We start from the raw sequence: 19,239 nt of genomic DNA on the forward strand, positions 1-19,239 counted from the left end.
TTCGACGCGTCGGCCACAATCACACCAAATGACTGTGGGAATCCGCCAACCAAGAGAACGCCAGCTCCCACGGCAGAAATGGTGACGCCAATGCGTTTTAGAGCGCTCACTCCGCCGCCTCCGCGAACTTGGCGTTATGCTCATTGATCCGCCGCTCCAGCTCAGGCCGGAAGTGGCGGATCAGGCCCTGGATCGGCCATGCGGCGGCATCGCCGAGCGCGCAGATGGTGTGGCCTTCGACCTGCTTGGTGACTTCCTGCAGCATATCGATTTCCTCGATCGCCGCGTCACCCGTGCGCAGGCGCTCCATCATGCGCCACATCCACCCCGTGCCTTCGCGGCAGGGGGTGCACTGGCCGCAGCTTTCGTGCTTGTAGAAATAGGATAGGCGGCTGATCGCGCGGACGATGTCGGTCGACTTGTCCATGACGATCACCGCTGCCGTGCCGAGGCCCGAGCCGAGTTCCTTCAGCCCGTCGAAGTCCATCGGGGCATTGCGGATCTGCGCGGCGGGCACCAGCGGCACCGAGGAGCCACCGGGGATCACCGCCAACAGGTTGTCCCACCCGCCGCGGATGCCGCCGCAGTGCTTCTCGATCAGCTCCTCGAAGGGAATGCTCATCGACTCTTCCACGACGCAGGGCTTTTCCACGTGTCCGCTGATCTGGAACAGCTTGGTGCCCTTGTTGTTCTCGCGCCCGAAGGAGCTGAACCACGAGGCCCCGCGCCGCAGGATCGTCGGCGCGACCGCGATGCTTTCGACGTTGTTCACGGTGGTCGGGCAACCATAGAGCCCCGCGCCCGCCGGGAACGGGGGCTTGAGGCGCGGCTGGCCCTTTTTGCCTTCGAGGCTCTCGATCATCGCGGTCTCTTCGCCGCAGATGTAAGCGCCCGCACCGCGGTGCATGAAGACGTCGAAGTCGTAGCCCGAACCGCAGGCGTTCTTGCCGATCAGCCCGGCGTCATATGCCTCGGAAATCGCCTTCTGAAGCGTCTCGGCCTCACGGATATATTCGCCGCGGATGTAGATATAGGCCGCCCGCGCGCGCATCGCGTAGCCGGCGACCAGCGCGCCTTCGACCAGCTTGTGCGGATCGTGGCGGATGATCTCGCGGTCCTTGCAGCTACCCGGCTCGGATTCGTCGGCATTGATGACGAGGAAGCTCGGCCGACCGTCACGCGATTCCTTGGGCATGAAGGACCACTTGAGCCCCGTCGGGAAGCCCGCTCCGCCCCGTCCGCGCAGGCCCGAGGCCTTGATTTCCTCGATAATCGCGTCCTGCCCGCGCGCGAGCAGCGCCTTGGTGTCGTCCCAATCGCCGCGCGCCTGCGCTGCCTTCAGGCTCCATTCCTGGAACCCGTAGAGGTTGGTGAAGATGCGATCCTTGTCAGCCAGCATTGCGCATTGTCCAGTTACGCCAGAATTTCCACGCCACCATGGTCACCAGTCCGGCCGCGAGCGCCACGCGCCACAGCGGAACTGGGGCTTCCCCGCCGACACCCGCCAGCAATCCGGCGGTGAACAGAACCCCGACCGCGATGACGAGGTGGAACATGATGATCGAAAACTTTTCGCCTGCATCGCGCCGGTCCCACAGGATTGGCGGACCCCGCTCGGCGAGCGCGCGTTCGTCACGCGGCTGCACGCCAATGCTGAGCGCGAGGCAGGCCACAGCTGCGAACAGCCCGGCGAGGTTCTGGCTGTTCTTGTCGATCAGGAAAAGCAGGGCCACGCCAGCCAGCCAGAACGCGCCGGAGAGGATATGCCGAGGAGTGAGCGTCATGGCCGCCTGCCCTCCCCGCCCTGCGCCTTCGCGCGCCTGATGCGCACCAGCGAAATCACCTGAAACATCAGGCCCATGCCCATCACGATCACGCCCATCTCGTAGGGCCCGGTGACGGTCAGCACCGCGCCCAATGCAAAGCCGGTGAGGCCAAGGATCGCGAAGAGCAGCGTCAACCCGTTCATCCGATCGCTCCTTGCTGCCACAGCCCGGCGAGCACAGCGATGATAAGCAGGATCACGCCGACGCGGACCAAGCCCATCAGCAGCTTGTAGGCAATGAAGCCCAGCAGCAGCGCACCGAGGAGGGAGGCGACCGTTTCCACCTTACCACGCGCTCCGATAGTCGTGGTTCTCGCTCACCATATCCGTGAGTGTGGTCGGCCCGCCCGCAGGCTCGGAGGTGTGGCGACCCGGCTCCTGCGTACCGGTCTTCGGCTGCTGGCCCGCTGCCAGCGCATCTAGCACCGCGTCGAGGCGCTCGGGGGTCAGGTCCTCGTAATTGTCGTCGTTGATCTGGACCATCGGCGCGGTGGCGCAATTGCCCATGCATTCGACTTCGGTGAGGGTCCAGAGGCCATCCGCCGACACCCCGCCCTTCACCATCCCGCGCTTCTTGCACGCGCTCATGATGTCGTCCGATCCGCGCAGCATGCAGGGCGTGGTGCCGCACACCTGCACGTGGAATTTGCCGACGGGCTTCAAGTTATACATGAAGTAGAAGCTGGCGACTTCGAGCACGCGGATCACCGGCATGTCGAGATACTTGGCGACATACTCGATCACCGGCAGCGGCAGCCACCCTTGCGTATCGGTCTCCGCCCCGACCTGCCGCTGGGCAAGATCGAGCAGCGGCATGACCGCCGAGCGCTGACGCCCTTCGGGATACTTGGCGATGTGCCAATCGGCGGTTGTCTTGTTCTCCGGCGTCCACGCAAAGCCACCCCAGCGGGCGCGCAGTTCGGGGGTATCGGGAGCGGGGGTACGGTCAGCCATCAGTTTCCACCGGCCTTGGAAGAGAGCGATTTCTGTATTTTTTCAACCACCGCAGCGTTCACATAATTGAACTGGATCGAGGCGATCTTCGCATCGCGGAAGAACACCATGGCGGCATAGCCGTGTCCCATCTGCTCCGAGAGCACCCGGCAGGTGTGGATGAAAAAGGGGTCACCGGGCACGCTGTCGTTGCGGATCTGCCTGCACTCGACATTGTCGGGCTTGCCGAGATTGGCGGTCAGCCAGGCGAGCTGTTCGTTGGCCCCGGACAGCCCATCGCCGTCCATTTCGGCAATGAAGGCGCTCTGGACGATATCGCGATAGCCGGTGGTGAAGTTGGCATTCGGTGCCAGCGCCGCCGCATCGGTCAGCACGCCAGCCTTGAGCTGCGGCTCCAGCGCCTTGAGCGCGGCAAGTTCGGCGGCGGCGGTCTTCTCGACACGGGCCTTGCGCGCTTCCGGGCTTTCTCGATCCATCAGGGCCGGCATCGGCGGCGGGAGCATCGGTTTCATCCGCGGGGCAGCCGCCCGCTTGGCGATGCGCGCAGCGTCAGCCGGATCGACCACTTCGATGTAGGAGCTGTCGGGATCCTTGCCGAGCTGCGCCTGATATTCGCCCGCCGCGCAATCCCAGCGGTAGGTGTAGAGCTTGAAGCTCGTGGTATTCAGCGCAGCGATCTGCTTTGCCGGGCAACCGATCACCAGATCGACGAAGGCGGCAGGCGTGCGCACCATCCGGTCTTCGTCGTTCAAGGCGAAGATGCCCTTTATCCGCCCGATCGCTCCATTGCGATCCTTGGCTTCGAGCGCCGCCACGAGACCATCGACCTCGGGGCCTGCTGAAACGGGCACATGCTCCTCGGCCGCCGCCGGAGCAGTAGCCGCAAGCAGGGCAAAGATGGCCGGGACGGCGGCTTTCACCGGTCACACTCCCCGAACACCACGTCGATCGCGCCCAGAATGGCGGTCGCGTCGGGCAGCATGTGGCCCTTGGACATGAAGTCCATTGCCTGAAGGTGCGAGAAGGCCGTCGGGCGGATTTTGCAGCGGTAGGGCTTGTTGGTGCCATCGCTGACGAGATAGACCCCGAATTCGCCCTTGGGGCTCTCGGTCGCCACGTAAACCTCGCCTGCCGGAACGTGGAAGCCTTCAGTGTAGAGCTTGAAGTGGTGGATCAGGCTTTCCATCGACTGCTTCATCTCGCCGCGCTTTGGCGGGGAGACCTTGCCGTCGGTCGAGGCAATCGGCCCCTGCGGCATATCGCGCAGGCACTGGCGCATGATCTTGGCGCTCTCGTAGACTTCCTTCACGCGCACCATGAAGCGGTCATAGCAGTCCGAATTGGTGCCGACCGGAATGTCGAATTCCATGCGGTCATAGACGTCGTAGGGCTGGCTCTTGCGCAGATCCCACGGAATGCCCGCGGCGCGGATCATCGGGCCGGAGAAACCCCAGGCAATCGCGTCTTCGCGCGACACGACGGCGATGTCGACGTTGCGCTGCTTGAAGATGCGGTTGTCCATGACGAGGCTCATCGCGTCCTCGAACAGCTGGAAGAAGCGATTGTCGAGCCAATCGCCGATGTCGACCAAGAGCTTTTCCGGCACGTCCTGATGGACACCGCCGGGACGGAAATAGGCCGAGTGCATCCGCGCGCCCGAGGCCCGCTCGAAGAAGTTGAGGCAATCTTCGCGCAGATCCATGATCCACAGGTTCGGCGTGAACGCGCCGACATCGAGGATGTGCGCGCCCATGTTGAGCATGTGATTGCAGATGCGGGTCAGCTCGGCGAACAGCACGCGCAGATATTGCGCGCGGATCGGCACTTCGATGTTCAGCAGCTTCTCGATCGCGAGCACATAGGAATGCTCCTGCGCGAGCGGCGAGCAGTAATCCAGCCGGTCGAAATAGGGCAGCGCCTGGAGATAGGTCTTCTGCTCGATCAGCTTTTCGGTGCCGCGGTGGAGCAGGCCGACATGGGGGTCGATCCGCTCGATCACCTCGCCGTCCAACTCCATCACCATCCGCAGCACCCCGTGCGCGGCCGGGTGCTGGGGGCCGAAATTGATCGTGTAATTGGTGATGACCTCGCCTTCAGTGGTCGGCGATTCTTCGAGATTCATGCTCATCGTCCACCCTCCTTCGAGGTGGCATCGGGGGCGCCCGGCGCGGGCTTGCCGCTGTCCTTCTTGTCTGGCGCAGGCCGAGCGACGGGCTTGGCCGCCGCTTCGTCCGCCTTCTTGCCCGCCCCGGTGTCGGCGGGCTTTTCGGTGGTCTTGGGATCGGCAACGGGCGGCGCGCCGCGCGACTTTTCGTCACCCGGCAGCACGTAGTCCGCGCCTTCCCACGGGCTGAGGAAATCGAAGCTGCGCATTTCCTGCGCCAGCTCGACCGGCTCGTACACGACGCGCTTTTCGTCCTCGGAATAGCGCAGTTCGGTGTAACCCGTCATCGGGAAGTCCTTGCGGAACGGGTGTCCTTCGAAGCCGTAATCGGTGAGGATGCGGCGCAGATCGGGATTGCCGGCGAAGGTCACGCCGAACATGTCGAACACCTCGCGCTCAAGCCACCCTGCATTGGGCCACAGCGTGGTGACGGTCGGCACGGGCGTGTCCTCGCTGGCCGAGCACTTGACCATAACACGGTGGTTCTTCGTGAGGCTCTGAAGCATGTAGACGACTTCGAACCGCTCCGGGCGGCTCGGGTAGTCGGCCCCGGCAATTTCCATGAGCTGCTGGTAGGCGTGATCGTCGCGCAGGATGCGCAGCACCTTTTCCATCGCGTCGCGCTCGACCCGGAAGATCACCTCACCGTGGGCCTCGTGGGCCTCGATCAGCCAGACCGAAATAGTCTCGCTGATGGCGTCGATCACGCCTTCGTTCGAAGCGAAGCGCGGTGCGGAATGCAGAACGGCCATGCGCCCTTACCTTTCGATCGTGCCCACGCGGCGGATCTTCCGCTGCAATTGCATCACGCCATAGAGCAGCGCTTCGGCAGTCGGCGGGCAACCGGGGACATAGATGTCCACCGGAACGATCCGGTCGCAGCCGCGCACCACCGAATAAGAATAGTGGTAATAGCCGCCGCCATTGGCGCAGCTGCCCATGCTGATCACATACTTGGGGTCCGACATCTGGTCGTAGACCTTGCGCAGCGCCGGGGCCATCTTGTTGCACAGCGTGCCCGCCACGATCATCACGTCCGACTGGCGCGGGGACGCGCGCGGCGCGGCGCCGAAGCGCTCCATGTCGTAGCGCGGCATGTTGACGTGGATCATCTCGACCGCGCAGCAGGCAAGGCCGAAGGTCATCCACCACAGGCTGCCGGTGCGGGCCCATTGGAACAGATCTTCAGTCGAGGTGACGAGGAAACCCTTGTCATTCACCTCGGTCTGCAGCGACTTGAAATAGTCGGCATCAGGCTGGCGCACCTCGCCGCCCTGCGCGGTGGTGAGCTTCGAGATGTCGGGCAGTCCTTGGGGAGGAGTAACGATGGTATTCATTCCCAGTCCAACGCCCCTTTCTTCCATTCATAGGCAAGGCCCACAGCGAGGATGAAGAGGAACACCATCATCCCCGTCCAGCCCACCCAGCCCGTCTTGCCCAGGCTGACGGCCCAGGGGAACAGGAAGGCGGCTTCGAGATCGAAGACGATGAAGCTAATCGCCACGAGATAGAAGCGCACGTCGAACTGGCTGCGCGCATCCTCGAAAGCCGGGAAGCCGCATTCATATTCCGACAGTTTTTCCGCATCCGGATTGTGCACGCCTGTCAGGCGCGACACCGCCATCGGTGCGACCACAAAGAGCACCGACAGCCCGAGCGCAACGAGCACGAATAACAGTATCGGGAGATACTGACTGAGATCGACCACAGCGATGTCCAAGCTATTAATCCCGAGGTCGCCCTAAGCCTGTCAGCCGCGCGGTGCAAGCCTGCGACTCAGGGAAAAGCCCGTAAGGATGTTGCAGGAAATCGAACAGAGCTTGCGGCGCTCCGTCCCGCCCCCGCCTACTTCATCATGCGCGCCGCGGCCGCCTCGGTTGCCTTGCCGTAAGGCGGCTTCAAGCCGCCGAGCTTGGCAATGTCGATCTTGGGCTGGTGATAGACGGCACGGGCGTGGCTGAATTCGCGGAAGCCCTCGATCGCGTGATAGCTCCCCATGCCCGAAGGCCCGACGCCGCCGAAGGGCAGATCCTCCATCGACACATGGAACACCACGTCATTGGTGGTCACCCCGCCCGAGATCGTGCGGGTCAGCACGCGCTCCTGCTCGCCCTTGTCCTCGCCGAAGTAATAGAGGCCGAGCGGGCGGTCGTGTTCATTGATGTAGTCCACCGCCTGATCGACCGCCTTGTAGGTCATCACGGGCAGGACGGGGCCGAAGATTTCCTCCTGCATCACGGTCATGTCGTCGCTGACGCCGCGCAGCACGGTGAGCGGCATCTTGCGCTGGTTGGCGTTGGCGAAATCCTCGCCCGCCGGATTGACCTCGATCACCTCCGCCCCCTTGTCGCGTGCGTCGGCGACCAGGCCCTGAAGCCGCTCGAAATGGCGGTCGGAGACGATCGAGGCATAGTCGTCATTGTCGAGCAAGCGTGGATACATCGCCGCCGCCGCTTGCGTGACACCCGCGACTGCCTCATCGGCCTTGTCTTCGGGCACCATCAGGTAATCGGGCGCGAGGCAGATTTGCCCCGCGTTCATCATCTTGCCGATCGCGATCCGCTCACCCGCCTTGGCGAAATCGGCGCTGCGACCCATGATCACCGGCGACTTGCCACCCAGTTCGAGCGTCACCGGCACGAGGTTCTCCGCCGCCGCCTGCATCACGCGGCGGCCCGTCGCGGTCGATCCGGTGAAGACGAGGTGATCAAAAGGCAGCGAGGAGAACGCCGCCGCAACTTCCGGACTGCCGGTGACCACGGCAACTTCCTCGGGCTGGAAATATTGAGCCGTCAGCTCGGCCATCAGCTCGCTGGTGCGTTCGGTGAATTCGGAGGGCTTGATCATCGCCCGGTTGCCTGCAGCGAGCACCTGCATCAGCGGGCCGAAGGCGAGCTGTACCGGGAAGTTCCACGGCGAGAGGATGCCGATAACGCCCTTGGGCTCGTAACGGACCTCGGCCTTGGCACCAAGCAGGCCGAGCGGGAACTGAACTTTCCGCTTTTCAGGCTTCGACCAGCTGTCGATGTGCTTCAATGCGTGATTGCCCGCACCCACCGTCGCCGCGATGTCCGTCAGCATCGACTGCGCATACGAACGGTTGCCGAAATCGGCGCTCATCGCCTTGGCGAATTCCTCGCCATGGTCCTTGATCAGGGCGATGGCGCGCTTGATCCGGTCCTTGCGCTGGCTCAGCGGTTCGGGGCGCGAGGCGGTGAAGGCGGCGCGCTGGTGCGCCAGCAGGGCTTCGAGTTCTTGGCGGCGATCATCGGCCATGTCGTTCTCCCGTTCGGACATGATGGGTTTTTATTTGCGACGCGTTGTCGCGCAAAGCCGCCCACCTGACAAGCATGTTGCCGCGCCCCGCACGCAATTGCCATTGCCGCAATGCAGCATTAGAGCGGGGCGCAAGGACATAATCCCACAGGAAGGACGACCCCATGACCCAGCTTTCCCCCGCCGATCCGATCGTGATCCTCTCCTATGCCCGCACCCCGATGGGCGCGATGCAGGGCGCGCTGGCGGAGGTTTCGGCGACCGATCTGGGCGCGGTTGCGGTCAAGGCGGCAGTGGAGCGCGCCGGGGTTTCGGGTGACGAGATCGACCGCGCCTATATCGGCTGCGTGCTCCCCGCCGGCCTCGGCCAGGCGCCCGCGCGTCAGGCGGCGATCAAGGCCGGCCTCCCGCTCAGCGTGCAGGCGACCACCGTTAACAAGGTCTGCGGATCGGGGATGCAGACCGTGATCATGGGTGCAGAAGCGCTCGCCAGCGGCACCATTGATGTCGTCGTCGCGGGCGGCATGGAGAGCATGACCAACGCGCCCTACCTCCTGAAGAAGCACCGCTCGGGCGCGCGGCTGGGGCACGATACTGCCTATGACCACATGTTCCTCGACGGGCTGGAAGATGCCTACGAACAGGGCCGCGCGATGGGCACCTTCGCGCAGGACACCGCCAACGCCTATCAGATGACCCGCGAGGAGATGGACGCCTACACCATCGAATCGCTCGCCCGCGCCAACAAGGCGATCGCCAGCGGCGCCTTCGCCGATGAGGTGGTGCCGGTGACGGTCAGCACCCGCGCGGGCGACGTGGTGGTCGAGCATGACGAGGCCCCCGGCAAGGGCCGCCCCGACAAGATCCCGCAGCTGAAGCCCGCCTTTGCCAAGGACGGCACGATCACTGCGGCGACCTCCTCCTCGATCTCGGACGGTGCCGCCGCGCTGGTGCTGACCCGTGCAAGCGTCGCTGAGGCCAAGGGGCTCGCCCCGGTCGCCCGCGTCATCGCCACCGCCGCCCACGCGCAAGCCCCGGCGCAGTTCACCACCGCGCCGATTCCGGCGATCCAGAAGGTGCTGGAGCGTGCCGGGTGGAGCGTCGAGGATGTCGATCTGTTCGAAGTCAACGAGGCCTTTGCCTGCGTCGCGATGTTCGCGATGCGCGATCTCGGCATTCCGCACGAGAAGATCAACGTAAACGGCGGCGGCACCGCGCTCGGCCACCCGATTGGCGCGTCGGGCGCGCGGATCATCGTCACGCTGATCGCAGCGCTGAAGGCGCATGGCAAGAAGCGCGGCGTTGCCAGCCTGTGCATTGGCGGGGGGGAAGCGACCGCCGTGGCGATCGAACTGGTCTGATAAATCGCGTTCGCCGGGCGGTGCCTAGCCGCCCGGCAGCGCTTCCGATCCCCACAGGCGCGCGGCGCTGATCCAGCCCTTGCGCCCGGCGATATCGATGTCGCACCAGCCCTCGCGGCAGGATTTCACCGCACCAATCACGCCGGGTTCGGCCCGCCACTTGACCACCGCGGCGCTGTTCGGCTCGGCCTTGATCTCCGCGAGCCCCTTGCCGATCACTACGCCGCCACGCTCGGGATTGAGCTGGCTCGCCGCGATCCAGCCCTGCGTGCCCTCGTGGTCCTCGACCAGACGCCAACCCTCTCGCACGCGCACCACCTTCACCGGCAGGCCTTTGCGCTGATAGACCCAGCTCACCGGATATTCCCCACTCGGCCCGACCCGCATGTTGACGGTCTCGTAGCGCAGGCTCGCCCAATAGGGTACGGCCCTGTCCTGCGCGCGGAGCGGTGCGGTCACGGCGGCGGCGGCGAGCATCAGCGCGAGGCCGACGAGCGCGAAGAAACGGAATCCCTGCATGAGCCAGCGATAGCGCCTCGATGACCACGGATTCAAGCCCACCGATTCCTGCAGCGCGTGCAATTCCTTGCCTTGACCGCCACAGGCCTGTGGCATTAGCCCCGCATCCATGACCCAGCGCCCCACCCGTCCGCTTGCCGCCGCACCCCGCGTGATCGTCACCCGCCACCTAATGCCGGCGGTCGAGGCGCGGATGCGCGAGCTCTTCGATGTGGTGCTGAACGAGACCGATGTGCCCATGACCCGCGATCAGCTCGCCGCAGCGATGCAGGATTGCGACGTGCTGGTGCCGACCGTCACCGACAAAATCGACGCCGATCTGATCGCAGGCGCGGGCGAGCGGCTGGGCCTGATCGCCAGCTTCGGGGCGGGGACCGAGCATATCGACCTCGCCGCCGCCGCCGCGCGGCGGATCATCGTCACCAACACGCCGGGCGTCTTCACGGACGACACCGCCGACCTTGCGATGGCAGGCATCATCGGCGTGCCGCGCCGCATCCGCGAAGGCACCGCGCTGGTGCGCAGCGGGAAGTGGACCGGCTGGGCACCCTCGGGCCTGCTGGGTAGGAAGCTGGCGGGCAAGGTGCTCGGCATCATCGGTATGGGGCGCATCGGTCAGGCGGTCGCACACCGCGCGCGGGCCTTCGGGCTGGAGATCGCCTATTACAACCGCAAGCCTCTCCCCGAAGCGCTCGAACGGATGCTGGCTGCGCGTTACGTTGCGGATGTCGATGCGCTCATGGCTGAGGCGGATATCCTCACGCTCCACTGCCCGCTGACCGAGGAAACCCGCCACCTCATCGACGCGCGCCGGATCGCGCTGATGAAGCCCGGCAGCTCCATCGTGAACACCGCGCGCGGCGAGCTGATTGATCAGGAGGCGCTGATCGCCGCGCTCGAATCGGGCCACCTCGCGGGTGCGGGGCTCGACGTCTACCCGGACGAGCCGCACGTCGACCCGCGCCTGATCGCCCACCCCAATGTCATGACCCTCCCCCACATCGGCAGCGCCACCGCCGAGGGTCGCGAGGATTCGGGGCACAAGGTGATCGCCAATATCCGCATGTGGGCCGACGGCCACCGCCCGCCCGATCAGGTGCTGACGGCGCTGATCTGAACGATCTGGACGCGCGACAAAAGCGCGCCATACTCGCGCGCCATGGCCGAGACGGATCTTTGCACCCGATGCGGGCTGTGTTGCAGCGGTGCGCTGTTCGATTTCGGCCCGCTGAAAGCAGAGGAAGTCGATCAGGCGCGGGCCGATGGTCTGGCCGTGCTGGAGGCCGAGGGCGAATTCGGCTTTGCACTGCCCTGCCCTGCGCTCGATGGCGCGTGCTGCACCACCTATGACACCCGCCCGGCCACCTGCCGCGCCTACCGCTGCAAGCTGCTGCGCGCGTTGGAGGCCGAGGACCTGACCTTTGCCGAAGCCGCAGAACGCGTCGAAGAGGCGCGCGCGATGATGGCGGCGCTCACCCTGCAATTGCCCCCCGGCATGACCGTCACCGACCTGCGCCGGATGCGCCGCCGGTCCTTGGCTACGGACGACACCGCGCCGCTGATGGCACCGCCGCATCTGATGATCGCGCTGGGGATGCTCGACCTCGTGCTTGACCAGCACTTCCGAAAGGCCTCGGAACGCCAGATCATGCCGCGCGCCTGAGACCGGTAAGGCGCTCAGGCGCTTGCCCAGATCGTGGATCACCCGCGCGATCGCCGAGCGCCTCGATCCCTGCTTATGGCAGAGCGCCGCGAAGATCCGGGCCACAAAGTGATCGCCAATTTCCGAATTTGGATCGATGAGCATCATCTACCCGATAAGGTTCGGACCGCGCTGATACGCTAAGCGGCCAGCGCAAGACAAAAGCCAATACTATTTTGATCTTGCCTCAAATACCCAGACGGTTGCGGTCTCAATAAGCAATGTTTTGAAGCGGGCTTCATAATCGTGCATTTCAACACGCAACTTTTTTGCCTTGATCGAATATGGTTGCAATGAACGCCAAACATTCCACTCATCTCGACAAGAGGAAACTGCTGCCTTCGCAAGAGTCTCTGGCTGTGAAGACTGCGATGCCCACAGATTAACCTTATCACGAACACAGTCACCAAGCTTCATGGTGGCCATATCGGCCCGCGACTGCGCAAAATCTTCTTTTACAAAAAGATTTCCGATATTTTCGATGTAGGCCACTCTGACTCTGTCCCGAAACTCTATCACCAGCGTTTCCGCTTCCGCAACTAAATCTTGGTTGCTGGTGAGAATTTTCCGCATCTCGTCGAAATGCACATCACATTTTTGAAGCGCGAAATCGACAATCCATGGTGCTTCCGGCTCAAATAGATGCTCTTTGAGCACTTCCTTTGTTTGAATGTCCATACATGAAAATGCTGCATCCATAGCTAAATTATTGGCCGCGAGTGCTTCTTCGAAATCAGCAACAATCTGATCCGACGACTGCACTGTAAACAGCAAAAGCCATGGTGCGAACGAACTCACATCAATCGCCCGACAATATCCGCTCGACCAGTTCGCCTACGCTCGGCGTGTAGCCGTTCGAATAGAACGGGTCCTGCTTGAAGCGATAGGCGGCGTGGCCGGCGAAGGCGAGGTTGTTGTCGGGATCGTCGCCGTGGGCGATGTCCTGCAGGGTCTTCTGGATGCAGAAGCTACGCGGATCGGCGAGGCGGCCGGTGGTGTAGTCGTCGTGATCCTTCCAGCTCGAGAACTGGCAGTGCGACAGGCAACCCATGCAGTCCTGCTGATCCTTGCGGATCGTGTCACGCGCGTCCGGCGTCACGAAGACGACAGTGTTGTCCGGCGTCTTCAACGGCTCGGAATGCCCGGCGCGCATCCACATTTCGGCGCGGGTCTTGTCCTCGGGCTTCACCCAGAAACTGCGCGCCTTGCCGTCTTCGCCAAGCTGCACCGTGCCCTCTTGCTCGCCGCGCTTGAAGAACGGGATCTGGCGTTCGGAGCGGTGCATCAGATCATAGAGGAACGGGGTCTTCACCGCGCTGGAATAGAATCCGGTGGGCGAGAACTTGTGGAGGAGCACATCGCCCGGTTCCACGGTGCGCAGCATGTCCTTCCAGATCTGCGGGATCGGGCTTTCCTGCGTCAGCAGCGGGCGCGTGCCGAACTGGAAGGCGATGGTGCCGAGCTCGGGATTGTCGATCCAGTCGTTCCACTCGCGCAGGAACCATACCCCGCCCGCCATCACGATCGGCACGGAGTCGGGCACGCCCTCGATCCGCATCATGTCGCGCAGGGTCTTGACCCGCGGATAGGGATCTTCGGGCTTGGTCGGGTCTTCAGCGTTGCTGAGGCCATTGTGCCCGCCCGCCAGCCAGGGGTCTTCATAGACCACCGCCGCCATCAGATCGGGCACCTTGTGGTAGCTCCGCTTCCACAGCGCGCGGAAGGCACGGCCGGAGCTGACGATCGGCAGGTAGCAGACGTTGAAGCGCGCAGCGATTTCGGCGAGCTTGTAGGGCATCCCCGCGCCGCAGGTGACGCCGGTCACCATGCCGCGGGTGTTTTCCAGCACGCCTTCGAGCACGGCCTGCGCCCCGCCCATTTCCCACAGCACGTTGATGTTGATCGCGCCCTTGCCACCCGCGATTTCGTAGGCCTTCTTCACCTGCGTGGTGGCGCCGTCGATGGCATAGCGGATCAGTTCCTGATGACGCTCTTCACGGGTGCGGCCGTGATAGACCTGCGGGATCGGGTTTCCGTTGTCGTCGTAGCTGTCGGCATTGACCGCGCTGACCGTGCCGATACCGCCGGCAGCCGCCCACGCGCCCGAACTGGCATGATTGGTCGCTGAAACACCCTTGCCGCCTTCGACCAGCGGCCAGACTTCACGCCCGCCGTAGATGATCGGGCTCAATCCCTTGAACAATGAAAACTCCCCTTCGCGCCGTCCCGTGGCGCGCATTACGGATTGGTCACATAGATGCGAGATACGCGCGCCGCAACGCTTGAGACGCCTTGCTGTTCTACCCGTTTTGCTACCCGGCGTCGCAAACCTTGATCGCATCAGGCGCGGTGCGTTTGGGCCCGCGCTGGAAACGCGCGAAATAGCCCTTGATGTCAGGGCGTTCGATATATTCGGCCAGCACATAGCCGACCGCCTCGAATTCGCAGAACAACAGCGTATGCGGCAGGCCATGCGTGCCGACCCTGCTGTCGGTTTCCACCACCACGATCTGACCGCCGCCGTTCAGCGCGGGCCACATGTTCCACAGGAAGGCGTAAGGGTCGGTCACTTCGTGATACATGTGGACCATGAAGATCCGGTCGAAACTGTCGGGCGGCAGCTGCGGATCGTCCACATCGCCAAGCTTGATCGAAATGTTCTCGAGCCGCTCCTTCTCGACCCGGCGGCCAAGCCGTTCGAGCGCTTCGCGGCTGATGTCCTGCGCCAGCACCCGGCCATCGCCGCCGACCCGCTCGGCCAGGCGGACGGTGTAGTAACCCTCGCCCGCGCCGATATCGGCCACGGTCATGCCGGGGCGGATATTGGCGAGGTCCATCACCACCTTGGCCTCGTTTCGCTCGTCACGCGCGTCCTCGTTGGAGAACTGGTTGGAGACGACCTTGGCAATCGGGCGATCGGGCTTGGGAAAAACCGCCTCGGTCGCATTCGGGCCGGGAACAATCGGCACAACGTTGTCGCAGCCCGCGAGCGCGAGCGCGGCCATCAGCGCAGCACCGGAGGCAAGAGCGTGCGCCCGCATCCGCGCCTACTCCACGTCCTCGATCTCGACCGTCTCACCCGTCACCCGCTGCGCGAGCGCGGCCGAGATGAAGGGATCGATCGCCCCGTCGAGCACCGCATCGGGCGAGGTCGAGACCACGCCGGTGCGCAGGTCCTTGACCATCTGGTAGGGCTGCAAGACGTAGGACCGGATCTGGTGGCCCCAGCCAATGTCGCTCTTGGCGGAATGCTCGGCGCTCGCCGCTTCCTCGCGGGCGCGCATCTCCGCCTCGTAGAGCCGCGCCTTCAGCATATTCATCGCGATTTCGCGGTTCTTGTGCTGGCTGCGATCCTGCTGGCTGGCGACCACGATGCCCGAGGGCTGGTGGGTGATGCGCACCGCAGAGTCGGTCGTGTTGACGTGCTGTCCGCCCGCGCCCGATGCGCGATAGGTGTCGATCTTGAGGTCGGCGGGGTTGATGTCGATCTCGAAGGTATCGTCGATCACCGGATAGACCCACACGCTCGAAAAGCTGGTGTGGCGCCGGGCCGAACTGTCATAGGGGCTGATCCGCACAAGCCGGTGGACGCCGCTTTCGGTCTTGGCATAGCCATACGCGCCGTCACCCTTGATGAGCAGCGTCGCCGACTTGATCCCGGCCTGCTCGCCCGCCTGATATTCGACCGTTTCCACCTTGAAGCCGCGCCGCTCGGCCCAGCGGCCATACATGCGGAAAAGCATTTCAGCCCAGTCCTGGCTCTCGGTCCCGCCTGCGCCGGCATGAATTTCGAGATAGGTGTCGTTCCCGTCGGCCTCGCCTGAAAGCAGAGCCTGCACCTTGTCGGCATCGGCCCGATCGGCCAGCGCCGCGAGCGTCTTGAGCCCATCCTCGACGATGCTGTCCTCGCCCTCGGTCTCACCCATTTCGATGAACTCGATCGCGTCGGCCATCTCGGCCTCGATTTCGCGCACCGTGTTGACCGCCGTCTCCAGCGTCTTCTGCTCGCGGCTGATCGCCTGCGCCTGCTTGGGATTGTCCCACAGCTTCGGGTCCTGCACCCGCGCGTTCAGTTCGTCGAGGCGGCGCAGCGCGCGATCCCAGTCGAGCGACAGGCGCACCAGCGCCAGCGCCGCTTCGATCCGGTTGATATAGGCTTGGGCCTCGGCCCGCATGGTTGATCCTTCAGTCGTGCCAAAAAGTCGGCACCGCTTAGCGGCGGCGGCGCGATTGTAAAGCGCCGCCCCGCCTTACTTCTTCAGCGCGCGCACCGCCGCAAGGGTCTTTTCGACATGGCCGCGATAATCCGCGTTGGAATGCACGGCGACGATCCGGCCATCCTGCGCGATCACATAGGACGTGCGGGTGGTAAGGCCCGAATTGCCCATCGCCACGTCATAGGCGGCGATGATTTTGGCGCTCGCCACACCCACGGGGAAGGCATCGCGGCATTCCTCGCGGCTGAAGCGCTTGAGCGTGGCGATATCGTCGTTCGACAGGCCGATCACGCTCGCGCCCGCCGCCTTGAACTGCGGCATCGCCTCAGCAAAGGCATTGGCTTCGAGCGTGCAGCCCGAGGTGAAGGCCTTGGGATAGAAATAGAGCACCACCGGCCCCTTCGCCAGGGCAGCCGAAAGGTTGAAGCCGAATTCCTTCCCCGCCAGCGCGGCGTTGGTGGCAAAGGCCGGGGCCTTGGTGCCCTTGGGCAATTCGGCCTGCGCCGCTGTCGGCGCGGTGAGCGTGAAAGTGGCAGCGCCAAACCCGGCAAGGGCGAGTGCGGCGAGCGGAGCGGTGATGAAACGGTTGGTCATGCCGCCTTCAACCCGCCAGTCCCGTCTGCGGTTCCAGCCCATTGTCGCGATCAGTCGATCCCGCCGGTATCGATGAAGTCGACCGGCTCGTCGATCGGCTCGTCCACCACTGCGCTTTCGGCATTCTTGCGACCGGCGCGGATCAGCGCGATGATCTCGTTGCGCTTGGCGGCGATAGCGTCCTGCCGGGTGTAGCGCTCTGGCTCGGTATCTGGCTTGAAGGCTTCCCAGATGATCGCCGATTTGGGATCGTCGGTCGGCCAGCCATCGAAGACGCGCTTGCCGCTGCGCCGGTCGACCCGCACCATCTGCACGCCCTGCGGCGCGACCGGGGGCAGATCGGACCACTTGGATTTGGTCTTTTCGATCAGGCTCTTGATGATCGGGGCGGAGATCGTGCCGCCATAGGCATAGCCGCCCATGTTGCGGGGCTGGTCGAAGCCCACATAGGCCCCGGCGACCATCCGCTGCGTGCCGCCGATGAACCACACGTCCTTGGGACCTGTGGTGGTACCGGTCTTGCCGAAGAGCGGCAGGTTGAGCGAATTCAGCACCGTCGCGGTGCCGCGGCTGACCGCACCGCGCAGCATGTGCATCACCTGAAAGGCGGTGCGTGCGTCCATCGCCTGCGCGCCCCTGATGCCCAGACGCGGCATCGGCTTGCCGTCCCACTTGGCCATGTTGCAGCCCCGGCAATCGCGGGTATCGGCGCGCCACAACACCTTGCCGCGGCGGTCCTGCACATAATCGATCACGGTCGGCGGAATGAGCTTGCCATGGTTGGCGAGCGCTGAATAGGCCGCGACCATCTTCGTCAGCGTGGTCTCCCCCGCCCCGAGCGCGGTCGAGGGATAGGCCGGGAATTTGCCGATCCCCATCTTCTCGATTTCCTTCACGACATTGGGCATCCCCGCGGTCATGCCGATCTGCACGGTCATGATGTTCTGCGACTGCTCGAGCCCGTAACGCATCGGGTACTGCCCACCCCGGCCCGAGCCGCGGATGCACTTCTCGCCGAGGTTCGCGCCCTGATAATAGCAGAAGCGGTTGTTATCGACCTGGGTCGAAGGGGTCATGCCGCTATCGAGCCCGGCGGCATAGACGAAGGGCTTGATGGTCGACCCCGGCTGACGCATCGCCTGCGTCGCGCGGTTGAAGTCCGACAAACGGTGGTCGAAGCCGCCCTGCATTGCCAGCACCCGGCCCATCTGCGCATCTTCCACCACTAGCGCGCCCTGCGCTTCGGGGATGGTGCGCACCTGCCAGCCATTACCAGAGGGGCTCGCCGCGATGACGTCGCCCGCCTTGAGGGCATTGGGAAGGCCGCTGAGCGGAAACTCCTTGCCATCGGCAAAGCCGATCCGTGCCGACTGGCCGCTGCGCTGCGTCACTACGCCCACGCGCCAGTCCTTGTAACTGATCCCGAGCGGCGAGGATTGCAGCTGCCCGGCCCAATTGCCCTTGCTTACATCGATCGTCGCGATCGGCCCCGCCCAGGCGCGCCCGCCGTGATAGCGCAGCAGGCCTTCGCGCAGCGCATCGCGCGCGGCGATCTGCATTTCGGGATCTAGGCTGGTGCGCACCCACAGCCCGCCTGCATAGACCGAATTGGGCCCGCTCTCCGCAGTCTCGCCGAAACGCTCGATCAGCTCGCGGCGCACTTCCTCGAGGAAATAGCCCGCATCGACAGAACGCTCGCGCCGCTGGGTGACAAGACCCAAGGGCTTGGCCGCCGCCGCGCGCCGCTCCGAGCCGGTGATGAAGCCGTTCTCCTCCATCTGGCCGAGAACGAAATTGCGCCGTTCGAGCGCCGCCTGCTCCTGCCCCTTGCGGCCATAGCGTTCGGGCGCCTTGGGCAGGATCGCGAGGAAGGCAGCCTCGTGCAGTTCAAGCTGGTCGACATCCTTGTCGAAATAGGCCCGCGCCGCCGCCTGAACCCCAAAGGAACGCCGCCCCAGTGGGATTTCATTGAGGTAAAGCTCGAGGATTTCCTGCTTTGTCAGCGCACCCTCGATCCGCCCGGCGAGGATCATTTCCTTCAGCTTGCGGGTGACCGAATATTCGTCGCCCAGCAGCAGGTTCTTGGCGACCTGCTGGGTGATGGTTGACCCGCCGACCGCGCGCTTGGTGCGCGCCGGATTGAGGTAATCGACCACCGCGCCCGCCGTGCCGAAATAGTCGATCCCCCCGTGGCTGAAGAAGGTCTTGTCCTCGGCCGAGAGATAGGCCTCGATCAGCAGTTCGGGAAAATCGGCATATTGCAGCTGCACGCGCCGCTCGCGCGCATAGGAGTGCACGATTTCGCCATCATGGCCGCGCACCACCGTGGGCAGCGGGGTTTCGTAGGTCAGCAGAGCCTCGGCCTCGGGCAGGTCGCTGGCGAGCCAGACGAAGACCGCGATCCAGATCGTCAGGAACAGCCCGAATGCGATCGCCGCCAGCTTGAACAAGCGGCTCTGCCGCCAGCGCGCGGCGAACCACGCCAGCACACCGCCAAGGTCGCGGTTGACGCGGTAGCGCGCATAGGCCCAGCCCGAGAGCGCAGCGCCATCCGCGCCAGGAACGTCAGCGGCAGGAGAGGCGGTCGGTTCAGTCATCGGCGGGCGGCAACTAGCACGCTCAAGTTG

At 64.3% G+C, this 19,239-nt stretch carries 21 protein-coding genes; 3 read left to right on the top strand and 18 right to left on the bottom strand.

What is annotated here, in order from left to right:
• Positions 1-106: 106 nt before the first annotated feature.
• The 11 genes from nuoF to BZF59_RS07625 all read right to left on the bottom strand — a co-directional run bounded on the left by nuoF (position 107) and on the right by BZF59_RS07625 (position 8,240).
• Positions 107-1,399, bottom strand: coding sequence for an NADH-quinone oxidoreductase subunit NuoF (gene nuoF / locus BZF59_RS07580; RefSeq protein WP_086607646.1), 1,293 nt, complete (start codon positions 1,397-1,399; stop codon positions 107-109).
• Positions 1,389-1,784: a hypothetical protein gene (locus BZF59_RS07585; protein WP_143738122.1), complete on the bottom strand. Its 396-nt coding sequence runs from the start codon at positions 1,782-1,784 to the stop codon at positions 1,389-1,391. Before BZF59_RS07585 ends, nuoF begins: the two co-directional genes overlap by 11 nt.
• A complete protein-coding gene (locus BZF59_RS07590) occupies positions 1,781-1,969 on the bottom strand; it encodes a hypothetical protein (RefSeq protein WP_086607648.1) in 189 nt (62 codons plus the stop codon). Before BZF59_RS07590 ends, BZF59_RS07585 begins: the two co-directional genes overlap by 4 nt.
• Positions 1,966-2,109, bottom strand: a complete 144-nt coding sequence (locus tag BZF59_RS16300; protein WP_169712058.1) for a hypothetical protein — start codon at positions 2,107-2,109, stop codon at positions 1,966-1,968. Before BZF59_RS16300 ends, BZF59_RS07590 begins: the two co-directional genes overlap by 4 nt.
• Position 2,110: 1 nt before the next feature.
• Positions 2,111-2,779, bottom strand: a complete 669-nt coding sequence (gene nuoE, locus BZF59_RS07595; RefSeq protein ID WP_086607649.1) for an NADH-quinone oxidoreductase subunit NuoE — start codon at positions 2,777-2,779, stop codon at positions 2,111-2,113.
• Positions 2,779-3,699, bottom strand: coding sequence for a hypothetical protein (locus BZF59_RS07600; protein WP_143738123.1), 921 nt, complete (start codon positions 3,697-3,699; stop codon positions 2,779-2,781). The genes nuoE and BZF59_RS07600 overlap by 1 nt, the downstream gene beginning before the upstream one ends.
• A complete protein-coding gene (locus BZF59_RS07605) occupies positions 3,696-4,907 on the bottom strand; it encodes an NADH-quinone oxidoreductase subunit D (RefSeq protein WP_086607651.1) in 1,212 nt (403 codons plus the stop codon). The genes BZF59_RS07600 and BZF59_RS07605 overlap by 4 nt, the downstream gene beginning before the upstream one ends.
• Positions 4,904-5,695 carry an NADH-quinone oxidoreductase subunit C gene (locus BZF59_RS07610; RefSeq protein WP_086607652.1) on the bottom strand — a complete coding sequence of 264 codons (792 nt, stop codon included), beginning with the start codon at positions 5,693-5,695 and terminating at the stop codon, positions 4,904-4,906. Before BZF59_RS07610 ends, BZF59_RS07605 begins: the two co-directional genes overlap by 4 nt.
• A gap of 6 nt (positions 5,696-5,701) precedes the next feature.
• Positions 5,702-6,280, bottom strand: coding sequence for a NuoB/complex I 20 kDa subunit family protein (locus BZF59_RS07615; RefSeq protein WP_245806061.1), 579 nt, complete (start codon positions 6,278-6,280; stop codon positions 5,702-5,704).
• On the bottom strand, positions 6,277-6,651 hold the full coding sequence (locus BZF59_RS07620; protein WP_086607834.1) for an NADH-quinone oxidoreductase subunit A: 375 nt from the start codon (positions 6,649-6,651) through the stop codon (positions 6,277-6,279). Before BZF59_RS07620 ends, BZF59_RS07615 begins: the two co-directional genes overlap by 4 nt.
• A 137-nt stretch (positions 6,652-6,788) precedes the next feature.
• Positions 6,789-8,240 carry a coniferyl aldehyde dehydrogenase gene (locus BZF59_RS07625; protein WP_086607653.1) on the bottom strand — a complete coding sequence of 484 codons (1,452 nt, stop codon included), beginning with the start codon at positions 8,238-8,240 and terminating at the stop codon, positions 6,789-6,791.
• Between the two features lie 143 nt (positions 8,241-8,383).
• Between BZF59_RS07625 and BZF59_RS07630 the strand changes: the two genes are divergently transcribed.
• Positions 8,384-9,580 (top strand): acetyl-CoA C-acyltransferase, encoded by a 1,197-nt coding sequence (locus tag BZF59_RS07630; RefSeq protein WP_086607654.1) that lies wholly within the window; start codon positions 8,384-8,386, stop codon positions 9,578-9,580.
• A gap of 24 nt (positions 9,581-9,604) precedes the next feature.
• Here the strand turns inward: BZF59_RS07630 and BZF59_RS07635 are convergent, their stop codons facing one another.
• Complete coding sequence (locus tag BZF59_RS07635) at positions 9,605-10,099, bottom strand: SH3 domain-containing protein (RefSeq protein WP_086607655.1); 495 nt, start codon at positions 10,097-10,099, stop codon at positions 9,605-9,607.
• A gap of 109 nt (positions 10,100-10,208) precedes the next feature.
• Here BZF59_RS07635 and BZF59_RS07640 point away from each other — a divergent pair, with 109 nt between their 5' ends.
• Entirely contained in the window at positions 10,209-11,216 is a 1,008-nt protein-coding gene (locus BZF59_RS07640) for a 2-hydroxyacid dehydrogenase (protein WP_086607656.1), read from the top strand.
• Positions 11,217-11,258: 42 nt separating this feature from the next.
• The gene (locus BZF59_RS07645; RefSeq protein WP_086607657.1) at positions 11,259-11,762 is read left to right on the top strand and encodes a YkgJ family cysteine cluster protein; all 504 of its coding nucleotides are present in this window, start codon (positions 11,259-11,261) and stop codon (positions 11,760-11,762) included.
• Between the two features lie 210 nt (positions 11,763-11,972).
• Here BZF59_RS07645 and BZF59_RS16040 read toward each other — a convergent pair whose 3' ends face one another.
• The 6 genes from BZF59_RS16040 to BZF59_RS07670 all read right to left on the bottom strand — a co-directional run bounded on the left by BZF59_RS16040 (position 11,973) and on the right by BZF59_RS07670 (position 19,209).
• The gene (locus tag BZF59_RS16040) at positions 11,973-12,599 is read right to left on the bottom strand and encodes a hypothetical protein (protein WP_143738124.1); all 627 of its coding nucleotides are present in this window, start codon (positions 12,597-12,599) and stop codon (positions 11,973-11,975) included.
• Position 12,600: 1 nt separating this feature from the next.
• The gene (locus tag BZF59_RS07650; RefSeq protein ID WP_086607658.1) at positions 12,601-14,040 is read right to left on the bottom strand and encodes an NAD(P)H-dependent flavin oxidoreductase; all 1,440 of its coding nucleotides are present in this window, start codon (positions 14,038-14,040) and stop codon (positions 12,601-12,603) included.
• Positions 14,041-14,113: 73 nt separating this feature from the next.
• Positions 14,114-14,806: a class I SAM-dependent methyltransferase gene (locus BZF59_RS07655; protein WP_086607659.1), complete on the bottom strand. Its 693-nt coding sequence runs from the start codon at positions 14,804-14,806 to the stop codon at positions 14,114-14,116.
• 42 nt (positions 14,807-14,848) lie between these two features.
• A complete protein-coding gene (gene prfB / locus BZF59_RS07660) occupies positions 14,849-15,976 on the bottom strand; it encodes a peptide chain release factor 2 (RefSeq protein WP_086607660.1) in 1,128 nt (375 codons plus the stop codon).
• A gap of 75 nt (positions 15,977-16,051) precedes the next feature.
• Entirely contained in the window at positions 16,052-16,612 is a 561-nt protein-coding gene (locus BZF59_RS07665) for a peroxiredoxin (protein WP_086607835.1), read from the bottom strand.
• Positions 16,613-16,662: 50 nt separating this feature from the next.
• On the bottom strand, positions 16,663-19,209 hold the full coding sequence (locus BZF59_RS07670; protein WP_211277371.1) for a penicillin-binding protein 1A: 2,547 nt from the start codon (positions 19,207-19,209) through the stop codon (positions 16,663-16,665).
• Positions 19,210-19,239 lie beyond the last annotated feature (30 nt).

Origin of the sequence: Erythrobacter donghaensis, from assembly GCF_002155425.1 — a bacterium.
Taxonomy (GTDB): Bacteria; Pseudomonadota; Alphaproteobacteria; order Sphingomonadales; family Sphingomonadaceae; genus Erythrobacter; species Erythrobacter donghaensis.

Bases quoted from the DNA above. Each gene is read 5' to 3' on its own strand.
- nuoF (WP_086607646.1), bottom strand. From the start codon at position 1,399: ATGCTGGCTGACAAGGATCGCATCTTCACCAACCTCTACGGGTTCCAG.
- BZF59_RS07585 (WP_143738122.1), bottom strand. From the start codon at position 1,784: ATGACGCTCACTCCTCGGCATATCCTCTCCGGCGCGTTCTGGCTGGCT.
- BZF59_RS07590 (WP_086607648.1), bottom strand. From the start codon at position 1,969: ATGAACGGGTTGACGCTGCTCTTCGCGATCCTTGGCCTCACCGGCTTT.
- nuoE (WP_086607649.1), bottom strand. From the start codon at position 2,779: ATGGCTGACCGTACCCCCGCTCCCGATACCCCCGAACTGCGCGCCCGC.
- BZF59_RS07605 (WP_086607651.1), bottom strand. From the start codon at position 4,907: ATGAGCATGAATCTCGAAGAATCGCCGACCACTGAAGGCGAGGTCATC.
- BZF59_RS07610 (WP_086607652.1), bottom strand. From the start codon at position 5,695: ATGGCCGTTCTGCATTCCGCACCGCGCTTCGCTTCGAACGAAGGCGTG.
- BZF59_RS07615 (WP_245806061.1), bottom strand. From the start codon at position 6,280: ATGAATACCATCGTTACTCCTCCCCAAGGACTGCCCGACATCTCGAAG.
- BZF59_RS07625 (WP_086607653.1), bottom strand. From the start codon at position 8,240: ATGTCCGAACGGGAGAACGACATGGCCGATGATCGCCGCCAAGAACTC.
- BZF59_RS07630 (WP_086607654.1), top strand. From the start codon at position 8,384: ATGACCCAGCTTTCCCCCGCCGATCCGATCGTGATCCTCTCCTATGCC.
- BZF59_RS07635 (WP_086607655.1), bottom strand. From the start codon at position 10,099: ATGCAGGGATTCCGTTTCTTCGCGCTCGTCGGCCTCGCGCTGATGCTC.
- BZF59_RS07640 (WP_086607656.1), top strand. From the start codon at position 10,209: ATGACCCAGCGCCCCACCCGTCCGCTTGCCGCCGCACCCCGCGTGATC.
- BZF59_RS07645 (WP_086607657.1), top strand. From the start codon at position 11,259: ATGGCCGAGACGGATCTTTGCACCCGATGCGGGCTGTGTTGCAGCGGT.
- BZF59_RS07650 (WP_086607658.1), bottom strand. From the start codon at position 14,040: ATGCGCGCCACGGGACGGCGCGAAGGGGAGTTTTCATTGTTCAAGGGA.
- BZF59_RS07655 (WP_086607659.1), bottom strand. From the start codon at position 14,806: ATGGCCGCGCTCGCGCTCGCGGGCTGCGACAACGTTGTGCCGATTGTT.
- prfB (WP_086607660.1), bottom strand. From the start codon at position 15,976: ATGCGGGCCGAGGCCCAAGCCTATATCAACCGGATCGAAGCGGCGCTG.
- BZF59_RS07665 (WP_086607835.1), bottom strand. From the start codon at position 16,612: ATGACCAACCGTTTCATCACCGCTCCGCTCGCCGCACTCGCCCTTGCC.
- BZF59_RS07670 (WP_211277371.1), bottom strand. From the start codon at position 19,209: ATGACTGAACCGACCGCCTCTCCTGCCGCTGACGTTCCTGGCGCGGAT.